Below are 26,545 nucleotides of genomic sequence, written 5' to 3' on the forward strand. Positions count from 1 at the left end.
ATCAAAGTATATAATTCAATACCTCTTTTCTTATGCTTAATAAAAGCATTAAATTTTTTATCGAAAATAAGCTAATAGCTTTTCTCATACTGGCTTTGTTTGTGGTCTGGGGGATTGCGACTGCTCCTTTTAATTGGGATACAGTCCCGACAGCTGTCGGGATGCCGCGTGATCCGGTTGCGGTTGACGCGATTCCAGATATTGGGGAGAATCAGCAAATCGTTTTCACAAAGTGGGAAGGTCGTTCTCCTCAGGATATAGAAGATCAGATCAGTTATCCGCTTACTTCTGCCTTGTTGGGGATTCCCGGTGTCAGGACCATACGCAGTTCGTCTATGTTTGGCTTTTCTAGTATCTATATCATTTTTGAAGAGGATGTAGAATTCTACTGGAGCCGTAGTCGTATTCTCGAAAAATTGAATTCACTTCCCGCTAATCTCTTGCCACAAGGAGTGAGTCCTACTTTAGGACCAGATGCTACCGGCCTCGGACAAATCTATTGGTACACCTTAGAAGGTCGTGATCCTGAAGGAAAGGTTACGGGCGGTTGGGATTTGCAAGAGTTGCGCAGTATTCAGGATTATTATGTGAAGTACGGTTTGGCTGCTGCTAGCGGCGTTTCAGAAGTTGCTTCTATAGGCGGTTACGTGCAGGAATATCAGATAGATGTAAATCCGGAGTTGGCTCGCCAATATAATTTAGGACTTGATGAGCTGGTAAAAGCGGTTAAAGAAAGCAATCAGGATATTGGTGCTCAGACTTTAGAGATCAACAAAGCCGAATATCTGGTGCGCGGTTTAGGTTATGTAAAGTCTATTTCAGATATCGAGAATGCTGTGGTTACTGCTGAGGATTACACAGCAATTCGGGTTAAAGACCTTGCAAAGGTGACACTGGGACCTGCCCCACGCCGAGGGATTTTAGATAAAGAGGGTGCTGAGGTTGTAGGAGGTGTTGTGGTGGCACGTTATGGTGCAAATCCCATGGAAGTCATCAACAATGTAAAAGAAAAAATTAAAGAGATCAGTGGTGGTCTGCCCGTTAAAACTCTAGCAGACGGAAGAAAATCTCAATTGACTATAGTTCCATTTTACGACCGTACACAATTGATAGCAGAAACTTTAGGTACCCTTGATGAAGCCCTCACAATGGAAATTCTCATTACCATACTTGTGATTATTGTGATGGTTTTTAATTTGAGAGCTTCGGTTCTTATTTCAGGTCTATTACCGGTTGCAGTGCTAATGGTTTTCATCGCTATGAAATTGTTTGCTGTAGATGCCAATATAGTAGCCCTTTCCGGTATTGCCATAGCGATTGGTACTATGGTTGACGTCGGTGTTATTCTCACCGAAAATATGATCCGGCATTTTGATGAGGCAAAAAAAGCGCATAAAAACATTCCTTTAAATACATTGGTTTACAATGCAACTGCAGAAGTTTCGGGAGCTATTGTAACGGCTGTGCTTACGACAATCATAAGTTTTATTCCGGTATTTACATTGATGGGTGCAGAAGGTAAACTATTCCGGCCGCTGGCTTTTACAAAAACGGCAGCGTTGGCAGCTTCATTGTTGATTGCGTTGTTTATGATTCCGCCTTTTGCAGCACTTATTTTCCGTAAAAAATCGGTTAAAGAATCTGTTGCTCGTGTTTTTCAAATACTACTTATCCTTTTAGGAATTCTTGCTTGTGTATACGGATTTTGGTTGGGCTTGATTTTGGTGGGTTTTGGCGTTCTTAACTTGTTACGCAAAGCGGAAAAGTTACCATTTAATGGTTTTCCGCAAGCGGAAGGAATACTCGTAGTAATTGGCATCGTTTTTTTACTAGCGAGCTATTGGCGACCGTTAGGCTTTAACCGAAGCATTCTTGTAAACTTGCTTTTTGTAACGTTTTTATGCGCCGTGTTTTTTGGAGCATTCTGGATATTGCGTCACTTTTATGAGCGCATTTTACGCTGGGTATTGGTAAACAGAATCTTGTTTTTAAGTATACCTACATTTCTCCTGATCTGCGGCGGTGTAATACTTTTCAATACAGGTAAAGAGTTTATGCCTGCTCTTAATGAAGGTACATTTTTATTGATGCCTACATCGTTGCCACACGCAGGTGTTGAAGAAAATAAGCGTGTTTTACAGCAATTAGATATGGCGGTTGCCAGCATTCCTGAGGTGGAGACTGTGGTGGGAAAAGCGGGGCGAACAGAGTCTGCATTGGATCCTGCGCCCCTGTCGATGTACGAAAACATCATTCAGTATAAGTCAGAGTTTCTGCGGAATGCTTCCGGAAAACGGCAACGTTATCAAGTAGATGAAAATGGCTATTTTACATTAAAGGATGGTGGTAAAACACGAAACCCAAATATAGAGGTCAATGAAAATTCTATGACTGAACACGTAATTCCTTTTCCGGTTTCTGCTGAAAAATTGGTAGAAGATGCAGCCGGTGAATATTATCGAAATTGGCGTCCTTCCATTCAATCCTCAGATGATATTTGGAATGAGATCGCAAGCGTTTCTAAACTTCCCGGTGTTACATCGGCTCCTAAGCTTCAGCCTATAGAAACGCGTCTTGTAATGTTACAAACCGGAATGCGTGCTCCAATGGGAATAAAAGTAAAAGGTTCAGACCTTAAACAAATTGAAGCTTTTGGGCTTGAACTGGAACGCATTTTAAAACAATCTGAAGGCGTAAAAGAAGAGGCTGTTTTTGCAGACCGTATTGTAGGCAAGCCTTATCTATTGATTGATATTGATCGCGAGCGTCTGGTGCGGTATGGTATTTCTATACAAGATGTGCAGCAAGTACTGGAGGTTGCGGTGGGCGGAATGCCCATTACACAAACGGTAGAAGGCCGGGAGCGTTATAATGTGCGGGTGCGTTATCCACGGGAATTGCGTGCAAATGCAGACGATATAAAGTCGATTTATGTTCCGGTAGCAAAGGGAAGTCCGGTTCCGTTAGGGGAGTTGGTAGACATTCGGTATGAGCAAGGACCGCAGGTTATCAAAAGTGAAGATACATTTCTAGTGGGTTACGTACTTTTTGACAAGCAAGATGGTTACGCCGAAGTTGATGTTGTAGAACATGCTCAAGATTTACTTCAACAGAAAATAGAACGTGGAGCATTAGTGGTTCCGCAAGGAATTAGTTATCAATTTACCGGGACGTATGAAAATCAGCTTCGGGCAGAGAAGACTTTATCTGTGGTTGTTCCTCTGGCATTGCTGATCATTTTTCTGATTTTATATTTTCAATTTAAGTCAGTTACCACCTCACTGATGGTTTTTACAGGAATATCAGTTGCGTTTGCAGGCGGTTTTATTATGATCTGGCTCTATGGTCAGGAATGGTTTTTAAACTTCAGTTTTCTTGGCGAGAATGTGCGCGATCTGTTTAATATGAAAACAGTAAATCTAAGTGTAGCTGTTTGGGTTGGTTTTATCGCCCTTTTTGGGATCGCTACAGACGATGGTGTGGTTATGGCGACTTATTTAACCCAAACCTTTAACCGGGAAACCCCTGAAAATAAAGGAGCAATTAGAAAAGCTACACTGCTTGCGGCGGGCAAACGAATTCGTCCTTGTCTGATGACGACAGTGACTACAATACTCGCCTTGTTACCGATATTGACATCGACCGGGAGAGGTAGCGATATTATGATTCCGATGGCCATTCCTGTTTTTGGAGGGATGCTCATCGATGTCACTTCTTATTTTATAGTGCCGGTTTTATACAGCTGGAAAAAGGAATTGGAGTTGAAGAAAATGATGAACCTAAAAACAGACTAGAAGTTTAGGATAGATGAAAATTAATAACATACATACGAGTTCTTATTGGCTGTTGAGTCTTGGCTTGCTGTTGGTTTTTCAGCAAAGTATGAGTCAGGATTTAAATAGTTATATAGAGCAGGCAACTGCGAACAATGCAGATCTCAGAGCCTATGAATTGCGTTATGAGATCGCTCAGGAAAAGATAAATGAATCAAACACGTTGCCGGATACTGATTTTAGCGTGGGCTATTTTGTGCGTACACCAGAAACGCGTGTGGGCGCTCAGCGGGCTCGCTTTTCGGTGAAACAAATGTTGCCTTGGTTTGGTACCCTTACTGCGCGATCTGATTATCAACATGCAATTGCTGATGCAAGTTATATAGATTATTTGATCGCAAAGCGAAAACTGGGGCTTGAGGTCGCTCAAAACTATTACAGTCTATATGCTACACAGGCGCAAATGCTAGTTGTAGAGCAAAATATTCAATTGCTTAAAAGTTATGAAGAGCTGGCGCTGAATGCAGTTTCTATTGATAAAGCTTCAGCAGTTGATGTGTTGAAACTTCAGATTAGGCAGAATGATCTAAAAGCTCAACAAGCTGTTTTAGAGGAAAAGCTCAATGCGGCAAAAATTCAGTTTAATGCTGTTTTGAATACAGATGATGAAGCACCGGTTTTTATAGCAGATAGTTTAGTAATTCCGCTACATGATGTTGAAGTAGTGTGGAGTACACTTGATCAAAATCCTGAGTTGCTTAGGTATGATAAACTTTACGAGAGCATCACACAGGCAGAAGCACTCAACCAGCGTGAAGCTGCTCCAAAACTAGGGGTTGGTTTAGATTACCTCCCGGTTTCTGAGCGAACTGATATGAATATTTTAGATAATGGGAAAGATATTGTGATGCCTATGGTTTCTCTTTCGGTGCCTATTTTCAATACAAAATATAAATCGGTAAGTAAGCAAAATATGCTAAAGCACGAAGAGCTTCAGGCGCAACGCAATCAACGTTTTAATAGGTTGAAAAGTCTTTTTGCGGAGGCGGTAAAAAACAGAAATACCGCTCGAATAAATTATGATGCTCAAAGTAAAAGCTTAGAACAAACAAAAGATGCAGAAGACATTTTACTTAGAAGTTATGAGACGGGTACAATAGATTTTAACGATGTGCTAGACATTCAAGAAATGCAATTAACAATTCAAATCAATCAAATACAGGCTGTTCAAAACTACTACGAGCAGGCTGCATTAATCAATTATCTAACAACATTTTAATTATGAAAAACACTGTAAAATTTATGAGTCTGACTGTATTGGCGGTCCTGTTAAATGCTTGTGGAAACGACAAGAAATCTGATACGAAAGCTAACGAAGACGAACAGGTAGTCGAGCAACCCATGGAAATGAACGAGCAGCAGCAGGGGAAAGAGCCCCATTCAGCACCTGAAAAAAGCAAAACGGAACCGTCAGAACTGAATATTGATGACGCGCCTTTGAGTTTTAACGATGATACCGCGGCTGCAGTTTGGGATGCTTATACTCGTGTCAAAAATGCATTGGTAGCTAGCGATAGTGAAATTGCCAAGCAAGAAGCTGCAAATCTGGCGATGATTTTCAGCGAAGATACAGCCAAGCTAAAAGCAATGGCAGAGGGTATTGCAACTGCAGAAGATCTTGAGGCGCAACGTAAAGCTTTTTCAAAGTTTTCTAACGCCATTACTAATTATTTTAAAGGAAGTCTGAGTACCGGTACACTTTATAAACAGCATTGTCCGATGGCTTTTGATGGAAAAGGAGCTGATTGGTTTTCTAACGAGTCGACAATTAAGAATCCATATTTTGGAGATAAAATGTTGAATTGTGGTTTGGTCACCGCGACGATAACCAATTAAAATTTAGCTTATGAGTGATTTTTTAAAACAATGGGGCGACGCGGCCTTTACAACTGCAGGATTTTTCTGGATGGCACTCTGGGCATTTGTGTTGGGATATGTCATAAGTAGTATGATTCAGATTTTTGTTACCGAAAAGAAAATGGAACAAACAATGGGCGGGAAAGAGTCTAAAGGAGTTTTGTTGGGAACTTTTTTTGGATTCATTAGCAGTTCGTGCAGTTTTGCAGCTTTGGCTTCTACAAAATCTTTGTTTAAAAAAGGAGCAAGCTTTGTCTCTAGTATTGCATTTTTACTGGCCTCTACAAATCTTGTGATCGAGCTGGGAATCATTATTTCAATCTTTTTAGGTTGGCAATTTGTAGTGGGAGAATATGCAGGAGGAATTTTGCTAATCGGAATCAGTTGGTTGTTAATACGATTGATCAATCCTAAAAAGCTTATTGAAAATGCCCGAAAGAATCTGGGCGAGAACGAGGAGGATACGAATGAAAGTGACCAGTCATGGAAACAAAAAATAAAGTTTGAAGAAAGCTGGGCTAAAGTTGCCAAGCAATACGGGATGGAGTGGAAAATGGTTTGGAAAGACGTAACCGTCGGCTTTACCATCGCGGGTATTGTTGCCGCTTTTGTACCTGATTCCTGGTTTCAAACCTTGTTTATAGGTACAGGAAATGGAAATACAGATTTTACGTTTTTTGAAATTCTAGAGCACATCCTTGTGGGGCCTGTCGCTGCTTTTATCACCTTTATCGGTTCTATGGGGAATATTCCGCTTGCAGCATTATTGTTTGGCAAAGGAGTGAGTTTTGCCGGTGTGATGGCCTTTATCTTTAGTGATTTGGTAGTTTTTCCTATTCTTAGAATCAATGCTAAATACTACGGTTGGAAGATGTCTTTATTTATTCTTTTTCTATTATTTACCGCATTGGTAGGAACTTCATTGATTCTGCATTACGCTTTTGATTTTATGAGTATTTTGCCAGATTCTTCGGAAGTAACGGTGCAGGACTCCGACTATTTTAAAATCAATTATACGTTCTTTTTAAACCTTGCCTTTTTAGCTATTTCAGGTTATTTGATCTATCTGGGTTTTTTTAAGCGGAAAGATATTATGCATATGAAAGAGATGGCTCCTAAAAGTAAAACACTTGAGAACGTATTAAAATATGCCGCTTTTAGTTGCTATATCTGGCTAGCCGGCGGATTGATCGTGAAGTTCTTTGTTTAGGGAGTTTATTAAAAGTACTAAACCTACTATTAAAATTTATTTAAATGACACATACTTATAAAGTAACAGGAATGACCTGTAACGGTTGCAGAACCGGAGTTGAACAGAAGCTCAACGCTGTTGCCGGGGTGGAAAAAGCTGAAGTAAACCTCGAACGTGAACAAGCGGTGATCACTATGAACAAGCATATTGCAACCGAAGCATTTCAGGAGGCCTTGCCTGCTAAATACACCATACGTGAACAACAAGGTTCTCAGCAAGCGCAACCGCAAAACGTATTCACAACTGCAGCATCAGAAAAATCGAAATTAGAACAACTCAAACCCCTTTTTTTAATTTTTGCTTTTATAAGTGGCGCTGCGGTTTTGTTGCATAAAGATGACTGGAATTTGCGCGAGATGATGCTTGATTTTATGGGACTTTTCTACATCGTATTTAGTTTTTTCAAGCTTTTAGATCTTAGAGGTTTTCCGCAGAGTTTCAGTATGTATGATCCTTTGGCTAAAGCATTACCGGTTTATGGTAAGGTTTATCCATTTATAGAATTAGCACTTGGACTGTGTTTTTTAATGCGCTTTCAAATGACTGCGGCGTTGGTGATTACGCTGGTGATTTTAGGAATAACGACACTAGGAGTAACCCGAACCTTGCTCGATAAAAAGGCAATACAGTGTGCGTGTTTGGGAACGGCTTTGAAACTACCTATGACCGAAGCGACATTTATAGAGAATGCGATTATGATTGTGATGGCGGTGCTGATGCTTTTACTTTAACCAATGGGGAAATTACGCATCCGAAAGAAAATTAGGAAAACGCACAGGTATCTGGGCTTGTTTATAGGTCTTCAGTTTATACTGTGGACGGTGAGCGGGCTCTATTTCAGTTGGACAGATCTTGATGAAATTCACGGTGATCACTTGCGAAAGTCAGTTGAGCCTATAGCTTTTGAAAATCTATTAAGTCCGACAGCTTTAGATTCCATCTTAAAAATTAAAAGTATTGCGCTGCGCGAAATTAATAATGAACCGTATTATTGGATTAATAATAGCCAGTTATACAACGCAAAAACAGGTGAGTATAAGAAAGGCATTACAAAAGAAGAAGCGCTAGCTATTGCAGCTAAAAATATGATTTCAACGTTAAAAGTTTCCGGAATAGAAAAAATAGTAACTGCTGATGCGCATCACGAATACCGGAAAAAATTAGTGCCGGCATATGTGGTGAGTTATAAAGGGCAAAATGCTATTAAAGCTTATGTTTCGGTAACAGATGGAGCATTTCAAACCGTTAGACACAGAGACTGGCGCTGGTTTGATTTTTTGTGGATGACCCATACGATGGATTATGAGGGGCGTGACGATATTAATAACGGGCTGCTTCGAGCATTTTCAATTCTTGGTCTTGTTACGGTTTTGAGCGGTTTTGTATTGTGGTATGTAAGTTCGCCAACGCTTAGGAAATGGAAGAAGAAATAATGGTTTTACTCGATAATCGAGATTTAAAGGGACTGAAACTTATCTCGTCCAGTTTACTGCTTTTGCAGAACTAAAATTTAAAAACATGAATAAATCAATTCTATACTTATTTATTGCTGCGGTTGTAGGACTGGGAGCTGGTTATTTAATTTTTGGAGAAAACAAAAAGCAAGTAACCGAAGATTCAGCTATTCACGATCACTCAGAAGACCCTAATTTGTGGACCTGCGCTATGCATCCACAAATTATGCGGGAGCAGGCTGGAGATTGTCCCATTTGCGGGATGGATCTGATTCCGGCAGAGACAGATGCAAGCGGATTGTCTGCAAATCAATTTAGAATGACTGATAATGCGCTGGCCTTAGCAGGTATTCAAACAACAGTTATAGGTGCCGGTACTACAGAAGTCACAGAGGATCTTAATCTCTCCGGGAAAATCGTGATCAATGCAGATGAGACTGCGACACAACCTGCGCATTTTGATGGGCGTATAGAATCGTTGTCGGTTACCTCTGTTGGGCAGCATATACGTATGGGGCAGCAAGTGGCGACCGTTTACTCCCCTGCATTAATAGCTGCACAGCAAGAGTTAATAACTGCTTCAAAATTGAAAGAATCTCAACCCAGATTGTACGAGGCTGTACACAATAAATTTAAGAACTGGAAGATACACTCCTCTATTTTAGACCAAGTAGAACAGCGTGGAGAGCCGATTACGCGTTTTCCTATTTACTCGCATGTTTCTGGTATTGTTTCTGAAATTGATGTAAATGAAGGAGCTCACGTCATGGATGGCAAACCTATTTTTAAAGTGAATAATTTAAGTACAGTTTGGGCAGAATTTGATGCTTATGAAAATCAAATAAGCAGTTTGCAAAATGGGCAACAACTAGACATTGCGGTAAATGCGTATCCTGATAAGACGTTCTCTGGAAGCATATCATTTATAGATCCCATTTTAAATAATGAGACACGCACTGTGATCGTACGGGCAACTTTATTAAACAAAGAGGATTTATTAAAACCGGGGATGTTTGTGAAAGCTGCGGTAGCAGGTGCACAAAAGAACTTTTCAAATCAACTTATTATTCCTGCTTCTGCGGTTATGTGGACCGGTAAACGCTCGCTGGTTTATGTAAAACCCAATCCGGCTCAGCCTGTTTTTGAAATGCGAGAAGTTGATCTTGGACCAAAGCAAGATGAGTTTTATCAAATAAGCAGCGGACTATCGCGCGGAGAAGAGTTGGTAACAAATGGGACTTTTACTGTAGATGCTGCAGCGCAATTGAGCGGTAAAAAATCCATGATGAATAGAGATAGTAATACTTCAAAAGGTGTAGAATCTATGAGTATGCAGTTACCGCTAAACTTTCAGAAGACCATTAAAGATGAAATGAAACAGTATTTAACACTCAAAGATGCGTTTGTAAATTCTGATGATAAGCAAGTTTCATCTGCTGCTTCAGAATTGTTGAGCGGACTTTCAGACATAGACGTTTCAGAACTTAAAACTATGGAGCGTTCTCATTTTTCTATAATTAAGCAGAAGCTTCAACAGATTGTTGAAGCAGAAACACTCAATCAAAAGCGAGAGGAATTTGTTGTACTTAATGAGAATATGGTAGCAGTAGTGAGAGCAATACAAGACTTGAATCCCACATTATATTTGCAGCGATGCCCTATGGCTAATGACTCTAAGGGCGCGGTATGGTTGAGTGAATCTCAAGAAATTAAAAATCCGTATTATGGGGAAGCCATGGAGAATTGCGGGAGTGTGATCACCACATTCTAAATGGAAGACAACTTTAATTATTGCGTATTTTTAAGGTTTAAAGTATTGAAAAACAAATATTTATAAATTTGATTTCACATTTGGATTTAGTATTCTACTAAAGAGTTTGATCATTTTATCAGAATAAGATTGTATTTTACCCCTTTTCGTACAGAAATTAGTTTAATAAACAACAATAAATGGCTTAGCTGAAGCTAAACAGGAGCATATATGAGTTCAAAAATATATAGTGTAATTACCGGCACCGGAATTTATTTACCTAAGAAAAAGGTGAAAAATGAAGCTTTTTTAGATTTTAAATTCTTTGAATCTAATGGGAAACCGGTAGAGCGACCTAATGAATATATCGTAGATAAATTTCAGGAAATTACAACTATACAAGAGCGTCGTTATGTGGCTGATGATCTTGTTGCGTCAGACATCGGGTTTTTTGCTGCAAAAAAGGCTATTGAAGATGCAGCTATAGATCCTGAGACGTTAGATTATATAATTGTCGCGCATAACTTCGGAGATGTAAAATTTGGTTCTAACCGCAGCGATATGGTTCCGGCATTAGCTGCCCGAGTAAAGCATAAGCTCAAGATTAAAAATCCAGATTGTGTAGCGTATGACGTACCATTTGGTTGTCCAGGTTGGTTACAAGGTATGATTCAGGCAGATTATTTTATAAAGTCTGGTGATGCTAAGAAGATTCTGGTTATTGGTGCTGAAACAATCTCTCGTGTTATAGATCTTCACGATAGGGACAGTATGATTTATGCTGACGGAGCTGGAGCTACTATTTTAGAAGGAAAAGAAAGTTCTTCGCCTATAGGTATGCTAGCTCACAAGACCCGTTCAGACACGTACCGTTATGCAGAAATGCTCACTATGGGCTGCTCGTACAATGTTACAGAAGCAAACAAAAATGACCTTTATTTAAAAATGAACGGTCGCAGGTTATATCAGTATGCGTTAGAAACTGTTCCCTTGTCTATTAAAGCTTGCTTAGATAAAGCCGGTAAAGACATTCAGCATGTAAATAAAGTACTTATCCATCAAGCTAACGGTAAAATGGATGATGCTATTATAGAGCGTCTATACAAGCTCTATGAGATAGATGAAGTACCTGAAGGGGTAATGCCAATGATTATATCCTGGATTGGGAATTCTTCGGTAGCGACTGTTCCTACACTTTTAGATCTTATATTAAAAGGAGCAGTAGAAAATCAAGAAATTAAAACCGGAGACTTGGTCGTTTTTGCTTCGGTAGGAGCAGGAATGAATATTAATGCGGCAGTTTATCAGTTTTAAGATATTGATATTCAGTTTGTTTTAAGTTTAGTGTCCTGAAATGGTTGTCTGTTATTATTTTAAATAATATAAGTCTTAATATTGTCTTAAATATTAACACTTTCTTTTATTAATCTAATATAAAAAAGTATTTTTGATAAGTTACTACAGCTCTTATTATTTTAAATAATAATCCTTGTAGTTGGTACCCCCTCTAACCATTAAATATACTTTGTGACTACAAATACTTCTTTTAAAAAAGCTACTCACGTTGTTGTAGGGATAGGAGCAAGTGCTGGAGGTTTACAAGCTCTTAACGACTTTTTTGATAATGTACCTACAGCGTCATTGTATAGTTATATTGTGGTTCAGCATCTTTCGCCGGATCACAAAAGCTTGATGGCAGAACTTCTGGCTAAAAACACAAAAATTCCAATTGAGGTAATCAAAGACGGTGGTGAAATTAAGGCCAACTGTATCTATCTGATTCCACCTACAAACAATCTTGTTATTGAAGAAGGGAAGTTCAAGTTGCTCGAAAAGCCTAAGGATAAATCCTTAAATCTTCCTATTGATATGTTTTTTGAATCTTTAGCAAATCATGCTAAAGAGCATTGTGCTGGTATTATTCTTAGCGGAACAGGTAGTGATGGTTCTAGAGGAATACGTGCTATTAAAGAAAAAGGTGGTGTTGTTATGGTGCAGCAACCTGAGCAGGCAAAATTTGATGGAATGCCTCGTAATTCTATAAAAACTGGTCTTGCTGATTTTATCGTGCCTGTTGAGCGTATAAGTGATGAACTTTCAAACTATTTTGAGGCTCAGAGTAGCATTGGTTTTGATGCGGAGTTGTTTCAATATGACGAAAAACTCTTAACCGATATTTTAAAGGTTTTAAAGAATAATACAGCATTAGATTTTAGTTTATATAAAAGACCCACGTTACTTCGAAGAATTGGCAGGAGAGTTCGCGTATTAAAACTAGACTCATTAGAATCCTATTTCAATTATTTAAAAAATAATATTGAAGAAGTACAAACCCTTTATAAAGAATTTTTAATAGGAGTTACCAAGTTTTTTAGAGATTTTAAAGTATGGGAAATATTAGAAAATGACATTATCCCAGAAATCGTTAGTGAGAAGCAAGATGGCGCAATTATTAAAATTTGGGATGTAGGCTGTAGTACCGGAGAAGAACCTTATTCTTTGGGTATTTTATTTCTTGATGAAATCAAAAAGCAGGGTAAAGATATAGCGCTTAAGATATTTGCGACAGACATCTCTCAGGATCATCTGGATATAGCTAGCAAAGGTTCGTATTCAGAAAATGTGTTAAGTGATCTTTCTAGTGATCGCATTAGTACTTATTTCAGAAAAAACGGAGATAATTTTATTGTAAAGGAAAATATTAGAAAGTGCATCATATTTTCTAATCACGACATAACAAATGATCCTCCGTTTAAGAATATGGATATGGTTATGTGTCGTAACCTACTCATTTATCTTCAGAATGAAGTGCAATCAAAAGTTATACACTTACTGCATTACGCACTTATACAAGATGGTATTCTTACATTGGGATCCAGTGAGTCTCTCGGGGTTCATAAAAATTCTTTTGAGGAAATAAACAGAAAGTGGAACATTTATCGAAATATAGAAAATTCAGAGCGTTTAAAAACTGAAATACTTAGCTCAACAGCAGAGCGTCAAACTTTAAAACGGAATACGATAGGAACAAAGAAAGGATCAGTGCAAAGTATAAGTAATACCAGTCGTTTGAAAGAGGAGATTAGTAAAGCGATTATGCAGCAATATGGAGCTGCAAGTGTTTATATAGATGAAAACTTTCATATTTTGGAAGCATTAGGTGCTTTCAAAAAATATGTTCAGTTTCCAGAAGAAGGTTTTACAACAAATCTTATAGATATGCTTTCAGAAGAGCTTTCTGAGGCGATTAAAAACACGGTAAACAAAGCACGACGCAGAAAGTCTCAAATTCTCTATAAAGATGTTGAGATTTTTGATGAGAACAATGAATTGAAAAAGCGGGTTGATATTCTGGTTAAACCTCTTAAGAGCAGTAATTTAGAAGGTGATTTTCACTATATAATTACGCTTATTGAGATTGATAAGAATGAAAATAAATCTGTTATAATAGAGCGTGCAGATATTCATAAATCTGCTCAGGAACGTATAAAAGATCTTGAAGACGAACTTAAAGAAACCCAATACGAACTGAGCAATGCTCTTGAAGAAGCAGAAACGAGTAATGAAGAATTACAAGCATCTAATGAAGAGTTATTAGCTTCTAATGAAGAATTGCAGAGTACTAATGAAGAGCTGCAAAGCGTAAACGAAGAGTTACATACTGTAAACGCAGAGCATATAGAAAAGATGGAAGATCTTGCCATGCTCAACGCAGATATGGATAATCTGCTTGATAGTACGCGTATTGGTACCGTCTTCCTGGATAAGAATCTTATTATTAGAAAGTTTACGCCAGCAATTAGAGAGCATTTTCACTTAGTAAAACAAGATATAGGGCGTTCTATAGAAAATTTTGTTGCAAACTTTGGGATTCGTAAGCGTACGACAATTGTTGATAACTCTAAAAAAGTTATGAATACCGGTCAGGTTTTCGAAAAACGAATTAAGAGTAAATCCGGGCGTTATTTTCTCCAACGCATTTCGCCATTTCATACCGGTCAGGATACTATAGAGGGTGTTGTTATAACCTTTATAGATATTCATAAAGTAGAACAATCACAGGAACGTTTACGTAAGAGTGAAGAGAAGTTTAAGGCTTTTTATGAAGATGATCCGGTTATGCATGTTACCATTAATTCGCATACTGGTTTGATCTCTGAATGTAATGGTCTGTTTGTAGAAACCCTTGGTTTTGTAACTAAAACTGAAGTGGTAGGTAAATCTATATTTGAATTTTACCCGAAGCAAACCAAAGTTAAAGCAATCGCTTTGCTCGATGAATTAGAGAAAACAGGTAGTATTTCTAATGAAGAATTAAAATTAGAATGTGTTAATGGCGATCGGTTAGATGTTCTTTTTAATGCAGAATTGATGCTTAATGCTGCGGGAGACACCAATCAATGGCGTTGTACTTTAATGGAAATTACAGATCTCAAAATAGCTCAACAGGAATTGCAGAAACAAAAGGATGATCTGGAGCGCATAAATACCGATTTAGAGCAGTTTGTTTCTATTTGTTCGCACGATTTACAAGAACCCCTTTCTACAATTAGATTCAGTAGTGATTTTCTTTCTAAGAAATTCAGTGATGAAATGTCTGAGAAAGGAAAAGAATATCTGGGCTACATTCACGAAGCGTCAGGAAGAATGGCGGAGCAAATCAAGGCTTTGCTAGAGCATAGTAGAATTGGGGAAGATCTCAAGAAGACAAAAGTAGATGTGACTGAACTTATTGAGATTGTAAAATATGACTTAAACAGAAGTATCAGAGAAGCAAATGCAACCGTGAGTGTGGGTAAAATGCCTGTATTAATGGCTTATGAAACTGAATTGCGTTTATTGTTTCAGAACTTGATAAGTAACGCGTTGAAGTACCGTCAAAAAGGTGTTAAGCCTAGTATACGTATTTCTTCTTTTGGAGATGATGAGTATCAGACCTTTGCAATTGCAGATAATGGTATTGGTATTAAAGAAGATGATCTTGAAGCGATTTTTAAGATCTTTGGTCGTGTTCCTACGGAAGAAAAATACGAAGGTACCGGTGTAGGTCTGGCACACTGTAAAAAGATTGTAAAATTACATGAAGGTACAATCTGGGTAGATTCACAATTTGGTCAAGGTAGTACATTTTATTTTAAAATTAAGCGCTAGTATGTCTGAAGGCCCCTCTTCATTATATCCTCAGGAGGTTTCATTAACTAATTGTGATAAAGAACCCATACACATTCTTGGTAAGATACAAAGCCATGGTTATTTGCTGGCTTGTGATCCTGGCAGTTATAAAATCACGTATTGTAGTGAAAATATAGACCAGCTTTTTGATAAGAATGTTGAGGAAATTCTAGGATCTCAGATAACAGATTTACTTACAAATCCTACTGCTGAAATTTTAAAAGCCGTTGATTCTTCAGAAAAGATGAGTCCTGTGCAGTTAGAAATTAATGGAATTTCTTATTTGTTAATTGCGCATATTAATGAAGGCAACCTTGTTGTAGAGCTAGAGCCTTTTGAAAACCCAAGTGACCCATTTAAATATCAGGATCAATTATCTGAAGTCGTTGCTAAATTAAATTCGGTAACAGATGAGCAGAAGATGTGTGATATCACCGCAGATCTCATCAAAGATTTTTTTGATTATGACCGGGTGATGATCTATCGTTTTGATGAAAACTGGGACGGCGTTGTTGTTTCAGAAGCTCGGGAAGAACATTTAGAAAGTTGGTTAGGTTTGCGCTATCCTGCTTCAGATATCCCACAACAGGCGCGTAAATTATTTTTAAGACAAGGGGTTCGTATCATTGCAGATGTCAAGAGTGAACCTGTATCTATACAGGCTTTGTCTGGGGATGAGCGCGACAATCCGATAGATCTTTCTATAAGTGAAACGCGTGCATCGTCACCCGTTCATATCGAGTATTTAGAGAATATGAACGTGGGAGCTACGCTTACCGCTGCTATAATTTCTAAGGGTAATTTATGGGGACTTATCGCGTGTCACCATTATAGTCCTAAGTTAGTTAATTATTACCAGCGCCAGTCTTGTAAGTTTTTAACTCAGGTATTCTCGAGTCAGTTGGTGCTTTCTAAAGCAAATGTGTTACTTCGGAAAGTAAATAGAGCAGCTGTATTGAGAAGCAAGCTGCTGGAAAAAATAAGTAAAGACTGGAATATTCATAAAGGGCTAACTAAAGGAGAAGCCACGATGCTAGATATAACAGAGGCTACAGGCGCAGCAGTGATGCTTGACGATCGTATCGCTACTGTGGGTAAAGCTCCTTCAGAAGAAGATATTTGTGGGCTGGTAGAGCTGCTAAAGCAAGATAAAGAAGACTGGATTGTCACAGCCAATTTATGTGAGAGTCATAAGGTTTCAGATTCATTGAAGTCTTATGCCTCAGGTGTTTTGTGCTTATTTCTTTCCGCAGCAAAAAAGAGTGCACTTATTTGGTTTAAACCAGAAAAGATAGAGACTGTGACTTGGGCAGGTAATCCTGAAAAACCTGTTGCCGTTGATGAAAACCAACGTATTTCTCCAAGAAAATCTTTTGATAAATGGTCTGTAGAGCAATCAGGAAAGTCAGATCCTTGGTATGATTATGAGATAGCAGCAGCAAAGGCCTTGAAAGAAAATATATCTGAAATCATTCTTGAAAAATATGAAGAGGTAAAAGAACTCAATACATTATTGCGCAATGCCTATGAAGACTTAGAGACATTTAGTTACAGTGTCGCTCACGATTTAAGAGCCCCACTACGTGGGATTGATGGTTTTGCACAGATATTAAAAGAGGATTATTTTGAGCAGTTAGATGATTTTGGCAAGTCTTCTATAGCAACAATCATCAATTCATCTGTTAAGATGAATCAGCTTATTGATGATATTTTAGAATTCTCTAAAGTGTCTCAGTCAGAAATTAGAAAAGATAACTTTTCAATGGCTGAACTGGTTCAGGAAACTGTAGGTTTTCTGCATATTGAACAAGATTTTCCGAATACAAAAATCACGATTGACAAATCTATGCCTCAAGCTTACGGAGATCGAAAAATGGTTTTACAGCTTATGCAAAACTTATTGACGAATGCTTTAAAATATACAAAAAACGAGCAAGCTCCTTTAATTGAAATCGGTCATACTGTTAGAGATCAAATGGATTACTTTTTTGTAAAAGATAATGGTATTGGTTTTGATCAAAAGCATGAGCGCCGCATTTTTAAATTATTCAGTAGACTGGTAGGAGATGAGTATGTCGGTTCTGGTATAGGGCTAACCATTAGTCAGCGTATTGTTAAAAAGCATAATGGCGAAATAAAAGTCATAAGTGAGGCTGGTAAAGGGAGTACTTTTTTATTTAATTTGGGATAATAGTTTTATAATTGAAATCTGAAAATTACATCTTATCCATAGAAGATAACACCACAGACATTGCGCTGATGACTCGTATTTTTGAAAGACGAATACCTGACTATGCAATAAGGCATATTTCTGATGGTGAAACAGCTGTTGATTTTATAGAGAGTGATGCTTTTAAGAAGCAGTCTCCTAAGTTGATATTGTTAGATATAAAAGTTCCTAAACTTGATGGCCTTGAAGTTCTAAGACAATTTAGAAAACACAGAGAGTATAAAACAATTCCGGTTGTGATGATGAGTTCATCAGACCTTAATGAAGACAAAGAAAAAGCATATTTATTAGGAGCAAACAGTTTTATGGCAAAGCCAAAAACCTTTCTTGAACTGTGTGAAACCTTACCTAACCTAATTAATAACTGGATTATTTAAAAGTAAAGATGATAACAGAAGCGTTAAAGATTTTAATGGTTGAGGATAATCCTACCGATGTCACTTTGATAAGGCGGGAGGTTTTTAAGGTGGCAGAAAATGCTCAGATCACAGTTTGCAATAACCACAGCGAGTATAAAAATAATCTTGTGGGTGACCCTCCAGATCTGATCATTTCAGACTATAATTTGCCCACAAGTTCTGGTTTAGAGATTTTAGAAACGGCTCAACGACTAGTGCCTTCGGTTACGTTTATTTTTATAACGGGAACCATTAACGATGAAGAGCTTGCAGCAGATACTATTTTAAATGGAGCTTCGGGCTATATTTTAAAAAAGAACATAAGTCTTTTGCATAAAAAACTGGAGCCGTATCTCAACGCAATTGCTAAAAACGGTCCGATGATGCATCCGGTACGTAAAAAAATAGTGGAGAGTAAGAAGCTTGTAAAAGACATCGAGGTTTTCTTAGAAAATTTTTCAAGAGAGAATATGTCTCATCGTGAAGGAATGTTAAAAATACAAGAAGACTTAAAACGCCTCAAATCTGGATATGATTTTAAAACACTTAAAGAAGCAGACAGCAAGCCTCCATCAAGAGACTGAGCAGGATAATCTGGCTAAATATATATTAGATCATAGCATCACGACAGCACAATATAAAGCCTTGCTAAAGCAAAATTACAAGGCTTATGCTACACTTGATAGTCTCCTAAAACAACATGAGAAAAACATACCGGTAAATTTGCAGCATTTTGCAGATAACAAAAAGGTAAAAGATCTTGAGTTAGACTTAAGTCAGATGGAAGCGGTAATTCCGGAAATTACTTTTGATACTTCTAAAACGCTGTCTCCTGCTCAAATTTTAGGAATGTTGTATGTTGTAGAAGGTTCTATGATGGGTGGGTTACTCATTAGAAAAAACTTAGAATCCTGTTCAAATTTAGATGCTATTCAAAAACATCATTTTTTCGGTAAAAATCCGCCTGAAGTATTGAATAGGTGGAAGTCTTTTGCCGCGGTGGTTGAGTCTCAGGATTATTCAGAAACTGAAATGGATGCAGCTGTCAATGGAGCAAATTATGCGTTTTTGATATTTAAGAATACCTACGAAGTCTAAACTTTGTTACACGTTATAACAACTTTAGAATTGTTGGATAATGTCGTAAAAAACAGGTAGGTTTTACCACCATCTTTAATCTTAAATTTTTTCCGAAGTGCGGAAACTGATTCTTTAAAGTTTCGGGTGGTTATATTCGCCTGGGTGTTTTTAAACAATTTGGAAACTTCTTTCTTAGAATAGTTTATAACCGAATCAATCTGAAATCTCCTTCCGGGAAATGGGATAAGTTTTTCTGAAGTGTATAAATGTGCGTTTGCAGAAAGCTTATCGAGCTCATAATGTTCACTGATCCAATTGAAAGCACCTAGTTTAAGAAGTGCTGCGTTGGGTTCATATAGGTAAGAGTTTGGCACTCCATAAACCGCTTCTGCCAGATTGAGGTTGTTGTTAGCGATCACAACAGGCTCATCAAAAGTGCTATCTAAATTTACAGCGACATAATCTATAGGTTCAGAATTTTGCTTTTTATCAATAATCCACAACAATTCTTTGACCTCATTTTTTACGGCGACACTGTGAATAGCAACTACGTTATCCAGTTCGCTCAACGCAGCAGTAATATCTAATAATGGACTGGTCTTAATCAGTATTGTATCAGCTTTTTCTAATAAAAAATCTAAATTTTCAGGAATGTTGGGTTCGCAATCTTTCAACATAAAAACCTTTCCTTTGCTGTCGTGCCGGCGCGAAGGATCTGTGTAAATCAGGTCGTATTTTTCTGTGGAATCTTTAAGATACGAAAGGCTATTCTTTGAGATCACAGTTACATTTTCTATACCTAAAGATTTATAATTATGCTGTGCAATTTCGGCTAAATCTGTGTTGAGTTCGCAATGCGTTATGTGCTCAAATCGTTTACTGAAATAATAATCATCTATCCCAAAACCTCCTGTTAGATCGATACAGTTTTTTCCTTTAAATAAACCAGCTTTGTATAAAGCTGTTATCTCTGAAGAAGTTTGCTCTAGATTTAATTTTGGTGGGAAATATATTTGTGGAGTTGTAAACCAGGTAGGTAATTTCTTTTCGGCCTTTTGTCGTCCACTTATTTGCTGCGCCAATTCTTGGGTGCTTACATCAGCAAAAGGTGATTTGTTGAGGATAATTCTGGAAACATCTTCTTTATAATGCTCCTTTATAAACGCAACAACATCTGGATCTAGTAAGCGTTTATTCATACAGGTTTTTGGTAAGCTTTTGTACAATCTTATATTCTGATAAAAACTCTTTAGCGACCACTTTTATCGCTGTGTAGGCAGGTATAGCAACCACCATCCCAAAGATCCCAAAAATCAATCCTGCGATGATAATTACTAAAAAGATTTCAAGTGGATGTGACTTAACGCTATTACCGAATATGAGCGGCTGGTTTACAAAGTTGTCAATGAGTTGTGCAATACAATACCCAATAAAAATATAGATCATTTTTGGTAAAATAACTGCTTGAAAGTCTGCTGTAAAATATCCGCTAATAACTAAAAGCATCATTACAACACCACCAACAACCGGACCTATATAGGGTACGACATTGAGCATCGCACAAAAGAGCGCAATTGCAAATGCATTAGGAATCTGAAAGCTCACTAAAAGAATAGCATAGATGAAAAACAGGATCATCAACTGTAATAAAATACCTAAAAAGTATCTGGAAAGCAATTGTTTAGTCTTGTGAAATACGTGTCTAAAACGACGTTCTTCACCTTGATTGGCAAATACCAAAAAGCTGTCTAAAAGCAACTGACTGTCTTTTAAAAAGAAAAAGGAAATGAAAATCACTGACAATAAGCCTACTATTAATGAACTGAAATTCCCCAGAATACTGTTTATAAATGTTGGTATTACTGAGATGTCAAAGTTTTTAATAAAATCTGATTGCTTAAACCCTTCAATTAGCGTTACCTGATCAACTCCCATAGAACGGCTAAATTCTATATTCAGGCGACTGATGTTGTGTTTTACTTCTTCAAAATTTATTTTACTAATATGTTCGCTCTGGTCAATTAAAATAGGGATAAACAACGCCAAAATACCTGATATCAAAACGATAACCATCAATAAGGTTGTGATGGCAGCGGCTACAGAGTTGAAGCCGCATTTATCTTTTAAAAGATTTACAATAGGTCTTCCTATCAATGAGATTACTGCAGCAATACAAATGAACATAATAACCGCCTGTATCTTATATAAGAACCAAATAGCAAGTATAATACCCCCAATAATACCAATGGCTCTTAAAATTCCGTAAGCTATTATTTTAGACTTATTTTCCATATTTAGGGCTGTTTATTAGCTGATACGCTGCGATTGCTGCAGCTTGAGAAACATTCATACTGCTATTTTTACCACGCATAGGTATGTATATGCTGTGGTTAGTTAAATTCAATATAGCATCAGAAATTCCGTGGCGTTCATTGCCTAAAACTAAAGCTATTTTTTCAAAATTATGTGTTGCAAATTCACTTAAAGGCTGGCTGGTTGTTGTCAATTCTAATCCCAAAATTACATAACCTTCAGTCTTAAGAGTTGAAAGAAGTGCTGCAAGATCTTCAACTTCAGAAAATGCAATAGACTTTTCGCTAGAACGCGCAGTGCGTTTTAGACGTGTGCTTTCAAAATTTATAGAACTATTACAAAAATAGAGATGAGCTATCCCTAACGCATCTGCTAACCGGAATAAACTCCCTGCATTAGCCGGGCTGCTTAACCCGTCACAAACCAAAACAAACGGAAGTAGGGGAGCTTCGGTTTGTGTAGTCTCATGGGATAATTGCTCAGTTTTCAAAGGCGTATTTTATAATATTTGCACCCATTTTTAATGCTTTCTCTCTAACAGCCGGAGGATCGTTATGAACTTCCTGACTTTCCCAGCCATCACCCAGGTCACTTTCTAATGTGTATAAAATTACCATTCTACCTTCTTTGAATAAACCGAAAGCCTGGGGTCTTAAACCATCGTGTTCGTGAATTTTAGGTAAACCTTCTTTAAATTCAAATGCCGTGGAAAAAATAGGGTGATCTGCTGGTAATTCTATTAATTCTTCTTGTGGATATAATTTTTTAAGCTGCGGTCTTAAATATTTGTCAATTCCATAATTGTCGTCAATATGCAAAAAACCACCACTATTAAGATAATTTCTCAAATTTTGAAGCGCTTCATCTGAGAAAAAAACATTGCCATGGCCTGTCATATGCACAAAAGGGTATTGCATAATTGAAGGATCTGTAGATGTTACTGTTGCTACATCATTATCTAATGCCGTGTGTATTGTAGTATTGCAAAACTTAACAAGGTTAGGCAGAGATGTAGGATTGCCATACCAGTCACCACCACCTTCATATTGAAGAACAGCAATTTGCTGCGCCTCGATTGAAGCGGTTAATAGAACTGTTAATAAAGCACTAAGTATAAACCGATACACTTACTATTTCTTTTATAAATTGAAAAACGAAATTACTTATTTTCTAGTCAACACCCTATTTTTTAAGTAGTTCATTATGTATTGTTTTAATTATTTTTGAAAATAATAATCAAAACGTTTAATGCTGAAAAATTACTGTTATTATGAGTTCGCCCAATGAAGCATATCTGGCCCAAATCACACCTATTTTACCAGTTAAAAATGTTTTAAATGCATTAGAGTTTTATATCAAAAAACTCAAGTTTAAATTGGTTTTTATAGATGAAGAGCGCAATCCTAAATATGCCGGGATACGCCGAAACAATATCGCCTTACATTTACAATGGCACGATGCTTCAGAGTGGGAAATTAGTAAAGACAGACCAATGCTTAGAATTCAAGTACAGGGAATTGAAGCCCTTTATAAAGAATACCAGCTTATGGGTGTGTTTCACAACCATACCTCTCTTGAGGAAAAGCCGTGGGGCACTCTAGAATTTGCTTTTTACGATCCGTATAAGAATGGTTTGATTTTTTACCATCCCTTGTAATAGGACTAAACTTTTACAGTTTGCTTTAATGGGATTTGATGTTTAAGCAAATCTTCAAAGGTTTCCCGCTCTCTAATTAGTTGTGCTTCGCCATCAATAAATAATACTTCAGCTGGGCGTAATCTGGAATTGTAGTTACTCGCCATACTGAAGCAATATGCGCCGGCATTACTAAAAGCAAGGATGTTTCCTTCTGCAATTTCTGCGATGCGACGGTTTGTAGCAAACGTATCAGTTTCACAGATATAACCTACTACAGAATAAAAACGCTCTCTTCCTTTAGGGTTGCTGATGTTTGTTATCTCGTGGCGGCTACCGTAAAACATAGGCCGTATAAGGTGATTAAAACCGCTATCTATCTGTGCAAAAACTGTAGATGTCGTTTGCTTGATCACATTTACATTTGCTAAGAATTTTCCAGCTTCACTAACTAAAAATTTTCCTGGTTCAAAAACCAGTGTTAAATCCTTTCCGTAGTTCTTTTCAAATTCATTAAATCTTGAACTCAATTTATCGCCCAGCTCTTCAATATTAGTCTCGATATCACCTTCTTTATAAGGAACTTTAAAACCACTACCAAAGTCTAAAAACTCTAAATCTTTAAAGTCTTTTGCGGTATCAAAAAGAATTTCTGCTGCGTGTAAAAACACATCTATATCCAGAATATCGCTGCCGGTATGCATATGAATACCGTTGATGTTCATTCCTGTATTTTTTACAATGCGCAATAAATGGGGTATCTGATGTATACTGATACCAAATTTACTATCGATATGCCCTACAGAAATGTTGGTATTTCCACCAGCCATCACGTGTGGGTTAATACGCACACAAACCGGAGTTTTAGGATGTTTTGTGCCAAATTGCTCTAGGATTGAAAGGTTGTCAATATTGATCTGAACCCCCATTTTTGCAACCTCTTCAAGTTCGTTTAGAGACACGCCATTAGGAGTAAACATAATTTTAGCCGGCTCTATTCCGGCGGCAAGAGCAAGTCTTACTTCTTGAATACTCACGGTATCCATCCCGGCACCAAAACTATTAATCAACTGTAAAACAGCTAGATTAGACAAGGCCTTTACAGCATAGTTCACTCGTAAATTCTTAACCTTTTTAAAAGCAGACGTTAAGCGGTTGTATTGTGATTCTATTTTAGCCGCGTCATAAACATATACCGGGCTGCCGTATTCTTTAGCTATTGCTATAAGGTCTTGGTTAGTCATAATCTTTAAACTTTAAGCGTACAAATCTAATATAGAATATCTACTTATACACCGGATAGCGTTAAAAAATAAGACATATTCTTCGAGAAGTTCAAAAATGAATGGTTTTGAGAAACATTTCTGTATTTTCACAGGGGTTTAAAATGCATACTGTTGCCCAAGTAAACAGAAAGAAAAAATAGATTATGACTCAAAATTTGCCGATGTTTCCGCTTGAACTTGTGGTATTTCCCGGTGAGCGTCTTGCACTTCATATTTTTGAAAATAGATACCAGCAATTAATAACAGATTGTGAATTGCAGGATATAACATTCGGTATACCGGTTTATATTAACAGAAAGCTTTCTTATGGAACAGAAGTTCGCTTAGAGCGTATTGAAAAGCGTTATCCCGGAGGAGCAAGTGATGTAGTATGCAGAGGACTTCGGGTTTTTAAGATCGAAGAATTTTATCCTGTATATAATGATAAATTGTATTCTGGGGCAGAAGTTACTTTTTTAGAAACAACTGAAGATGGTACGGTCTCCCAGCGTGATTTGTTTTTCAATCTGGCAAAACGATTTTATATGCTTTTAGGAGCAGATCCTGGTTTGACTACAGGTAAGGCAATCGACTCCTATAGTTTTCCGCATAAATTAGGCTTAAGCTTAAAGCAGGAATTAGACTTATTAAAACTTTCTAGTGAATCTGCACGCTATGTATATTTAATAGACCACTTAACCGTGACCTTGCCAGTAGTAGAGCAAATGAACCGGACTCGCGAGCTGATTCAACTTAACGGACATTTTAAAAATTTTGATCCGTTAGATTTTACAGACTATAAACTGGATGAGCTCTAATAAACCAGCGCCTGTAAATCCCGAGTAAATTACTAGCAGAGTTTGGGCTAAATACTTATTTTTGCTTTGCAAATTTCAAATAAATAGAAACGCCTGATTATGAATCTACACGAATATCAAGGAAAAGAAATACTTAGCAGTTTTGGAGTGCGTATACAGCGCGGTAAAGTAGCTACTACTCCAGCTGAAGCAGTAGAAGCTGCAAAAAAACTTACTGAAGAAACTGGAACAGGCTGGCACGTGATCAAAGCTCAGGTACACGCTGGAGGTAGAGGAAAAGGTGGCGGAGTGAAGTTGGCAAAAAACCTTCAGGAAGTAGAAGAAATCGCAGGACAAATCATCGGGATGAATCTGGTAACTCCTCAGACTTCTGCAGAAGGTAAAAAAGTACATCAGGTATTGGTTGCTGAAGATGTGTATTACCCTGGAGATAGTGAGCCGGAAGAATATTATATGTCTGTATTATTAAACAGAGGTACCGGTAAAAATATGATTATGTATTCTACCGAAGGTGGGATGGATATCGAAGAAGTGGCTGAGAAAACTCCACATTTGATTTTTACAGAAGAAATAGATCCTGCAACAGGATTATTAGGATTTCAGGCAAGACGTATAGCTTTTAACTTAGGTTTGAGTGGTACAGCTTTTAAAGAAATGACCAAGTTTGTTGCAGCATTGTATAAGGCATATTCAGCTTCAGATTCTTCTTTATTTGAGATCAATCCGGTTTTAAAAACAAGTGATGATAAAATAATGGCTGTAGATGCAAAAGTATCTTTAGATGACAATGCATTATACCGTCATAAAGATTATGCAGCAATGCGTGATAAGCGTGAAGAAAATCCAGTAGAGGTAGAGGCTAAAGAAGTAGGTCTTAACTATGTTGATCTTGACGGTAACGTAGGTTGTATGGTAAATGGTGCTGGTCTTGCAATGGCAACTATGGACCTAATTAAACAAGCAGGTGGTGAGCCGGCTAACTTTTTAGATGTAGGTGGTACTGCAGATGCAGAGCGTGTAGAAACGGCATTTAACCTTATTCTTAAAGACCCTAATGTAAAAGCAATCTTAGTAAATATCTTTGGTGGTATTGTACGTTGTGATCGCGTTGCGCAAGGTATCGTAGATGCTTATAAAAACATGGGAACTATCAATGTGCCTATTATTGTAAGACTTCAAGGTACGAATGCTGATATAGCAAAAGAACTAATAGATAATAGTGGTCTTGATGTTCAAAGTGCGATTCAGTTTCAAGAAGCAGCAGATAAAGTTCAGCAAGTTCTTGCGTAATTTTAAAGTATAGTGTTTCCGCAAAGCGGAAATTTAAAGCCTCAATCATTATGATTGGGGCTTTTTTATTATAAAATATGTCCCGTCCTGAAATAGCGATACACTAAAACCTTAGTGTAATGAAAACACCCTCAAAGAGTGGTTATGCAAAAAGAACCCAAAAAGACTACTCGCTTTCTTTTAAGCTTCAGGTTGTC

Annotated in this window: 21 protein-coding genes; 16 read left to right on the forward strand and 5 right to left on the reverse strand. The window is 37.5% G+C overall.

What is annotated here, in order from left to right:
* Positions 1-32 precede the first annotated feature (32 nt).
* The 13 genes from DSM02_RS16375 (at position 33) to DSM02_RS16435 (ending at position 19,044) form a co-directional block, all read left to right on the forward strand.
* Positions 33-3,794, forward strand: a complete 3,762-nt coding sequence (locus tag DSM02_RS16375) for an efflux RND transporter permease subunit (RefSeq protein ID WP_128766627.1) — start codon at positions 33-35, stop codon at positions 3,792-3,794.
* Between the two features lie 13 nt (positions 3,795-3,807).
* Positions 3,808-5,052, forward strand: coding sequence for a TolC family protein (locus DSM02_RS16380; protein WP_128766628.1), 1,245 nt, complete (start codon positions 3,808-3,810; stop codon positions 5,050-5,052).
* A gap of 2 nt (positions 5,053-5,054) precedes the next feature.
* A complete protein-coding gene (locus DSM02_RS16385; protein WP_128766629.1) occupies positions 5,055-5,669 on the forward strand; it encodes a DUF3347 domain-containing protein in 615 nt (204 codons plus the stop codon).
* Positions 5,670-5,679: 10 nt separating this feature from the next.
* The gene (locus tag DSM02_RS16390; RefSeq protein ID WP_128766630.1) at positions 5,680-6,900 is read left to right on the forward strand and encodes a permease; all 1,221 of its coding nucleotides are present in this window, start codon (positions 5,680-5,682) and stop codon (positions 6,898-6,900) included.
* A gap of 44 nt (positions 6,901-6,944) precedes the next feature.
* The gene (locus DSM02_RS16395) at positions 6,945-7,673 is read left to right on the forward strand and encodes a heavy metal translocating P-type ATPase (protein WP_128766631.1); all 729 of its coding nucleotides are present in this window, start codon (positions 6,945-6,947) and stop codon (positions 7,671-7,673) included.
* A gap of 3 nt (positions 7,674-7,676) precedes the next feature.
* Complete coding sequence (locus tag DSM02_RS16400; RefSeq protein WP_128766632.1) at positions 7,677-8,375, forward strand: PepSY domain-containing protein; 699 nt, start codon at positions 7,677-7,679, stop codon at positions 8,373-8,375.
* An 85-nt stretch (positions 8,376-8,460) separates the two neighbouring features.
* Positions 8,461-10,167: an efflux RND transporter periplasmic adaptor subunit gene (locus DSM02_RS16405; protein ID WP_128766633.1), complete on the forward strand. Its 1,707-nt coding sequence runs from the start codon at positions 8,461-8,463 to the stop codon at positions 10,165-10,167.
* A gap of 210 nt (positions 10,168-10,377) precedes the next feature.
* A complete protein-coding gene (locus DSM02_RS16410) occupies positions 10,378-11,460 on the forward strand; it encodes a 3-oxoacyl-ACP synthase III family protein (RefSeq protein ID WP_128766634.1) in 1,083 nt (360 codons plus the stop codon).
* Positions 11,461-11,673: 213 nt separating this feature from the next.
* A complete protein-coding gene (locus DSM02_RS16415) occupies positions 11,674-15,297 on the forward strand; it encodes a chemotaxis protein CheB (RefSeq protein ID WP_128766635.1) in 3,624 nt (1,207 codons plus the stop codon).
* Between the two features lies 1 nt (position 15,298).
* On the forward strand, positions 15,299-17,509 hold the full coding sequence (locus DSM02_RS16420; RefSeq protein ID WP_128766636.1) for an ATP-binding protein: 2,211 nt from the start codon (positions 15,299-15,301) through the stop codon (positions 17,507-17,509).
* 11 nt (positions 17,510-17,520) lie between these two features.
* The gene (locus DSM02_RS16425) at positions 17,521-17,925 is read left to right on the forward strand and encodes a response regulator (RefSeq protein WP_240674087.1); all 405 of its coding nucleotides are present in this window, start codon (positions 17,521-17,523) and stop codon (positions 17,923-17,925) included.
* Between the two features lie 8 nt (positions 17,926-17,933).
* A complete protein-coding gene (locus tag DSM02_RS16430) occupies positions 17,934-18,530 on the forward strand; it encodes a response regulator (protein WP_128766637.1) in 597 nt (198 codons plus the stop codon).
* A complete protein-coding gene (locus DSM02_RS16435; RefSeq protein ID WP_128766638.1) occupies positions 18,478-19,044 on the forward strand; it encodes a biliverdin-producing heme oxygenase in 567 nt (188 codons plus the stop codon). The genes DSM02_RS16430 and DSM02_RS16435 overlap by 53 nt, the downstream gene beginning before the upstream one ends.
* Here the strand turns inward: DSM02_RS16435 and DSM02_RS16440 are convergent.
* Genes DSM02_RS16440 through DSM02_RS16455 form a run of 4 tightly spaced genes read right to left on the reverse strand, consistent with a single transcriptional unit; the run spans position 19,041 to position 22,466 of the window.
* Positions 19,041-20,225, reverse strand: a complete 1,185-nt coding sequence (locus DSM02_RS16440; RefSeq protein ID WP_128766639.1) for a class I SAM-dependent methyltransferase — start codon at positions 20,223-20,225, stop codon at positions 19,041-19,043. The two genes, DSM02_RS16435 and DSM02_RS16440, sit on opposite strands and share 4 nt — an antisense overlap.
* Positions 20,218-21,318 (reverse strand): AI-2E family transporter, encoded by a 1,101-nt coding sequence (locus DSM02_RS16445; RefSeq protein ID WP_128766640.1) that lies wholly within the window; start codon positions 21,316-21,318, stop codon positions 20,218-20,220. Before DSM02_RS16445 ends, DSM02_RS16440 begins: the two co-directional genes overlap by 8 nt.
* Positions 21,308-21,829: a TrmH family RNA methyltransferase gene (locus DSM02_RS16450; RefSeq protein ID WP_128766641.1), complete on the reverse strand. Its 522-nt coding sequence runs from the start codon at positions 21,827-21,829 to the stop codon at positions 21,308-21,310. The genes DSM02_RS16445 and DSM02_RS16450 overlap by 11 nt, the downstream gene beginning before the upstream one ends.
* Positions 21,819-22,466 carry a DUF4159 domain-containing protein gene (locus DSM02_RS16455; protein ID WP_128766642.1) on the reverse strand — a complete coding sequence of 216 codons (648 nt, stop codon included), beginning with the start codon at positions 22,464-22,466 and terminating at the stop codon, positions 21,819-21,821. Before DSM02_RS16455 ends, DSM02_RS16450 begins: the two co-directional genes overlap by 11 nt.
* Positions 22,467-22,609: 143 nt before the next feature.
* Between DSM02_RS16455 and DSM02_RS16460 the strand changes: the two genes are divergently transcribed.
* Positions 22,610-22,996 carry a glyoxalase superfamily protein gene (locus DSM02_RS16460; RefSeq protein WP_128766643.1) on the forward strand — a complete coding sequence of 129 codons (387 nt, stop codon included), beginning with the start codon at positions 22,610-22,612 and terminating at the stop codon, positions 22,994-22,996.
* A 5-nt stretch (positions 22,997-23,001) separates the two neighbouring features.
* On the opposite strand, the gene lysA is transcribed toward DSM02_RS16460, so the two are convergent.
* The gene (gene lysA, locus DSM02_RS16465; RefSeq protein WP_128766644.1) at positions 23,002-24,219 is read right to left on the reverse strand and encodes a diaminopimelate decarboxylase; all 1,218 of its coding nucleotides are present in this window, start codon (positions 24,217-24,219) and stop codon (positions 23,002-23,004) included.
* Positions 24,220-24,404: 185 nt separating this feature from the next.
* On the opposite strand from lysA, the gene DSM02_RS16470 reads away from it, so the two are divergent.
* A complete protein-coding gene (locus tag DSM02_RS16470) occupies positions 24,405-25,058 on the forward strand; it encodes an LON peptidase substrate-binding domain-containing protein (protein ID WP_240674088.1) in 654 nt (217 codons plus the stop codon).
* Between the two features lie 99 nt (positions 25,059-25,157).
* Positions 25,158-26,348 carry an ADP-forming succinate--CoA ligase subunit beta gene (gene sucC / locus DSM02_RS16475; protein ID WP_128761253.1) on the forward strand — a complete coding sequence of 397 codons (1,191 nt, stop codon included), beginning with the start codon at positions 25,158-25,160 and terminating at the stop codon, positions 26,346-26,348.
* The last annotated feature ends 197 nt before the right edge of the window (positions 26,349-26,545 follow it).

Source organism: Leeuwenhoekiella polynyae (assembly GCF_004104075.1).
Classification (GTDB): Bacteria; Bacteroidota; Bacteroidia; order Flavobacteriales; family Flavobacteriaceae; genus Leeuwenhoekiella; species Leeuwenhoekiella polynyae.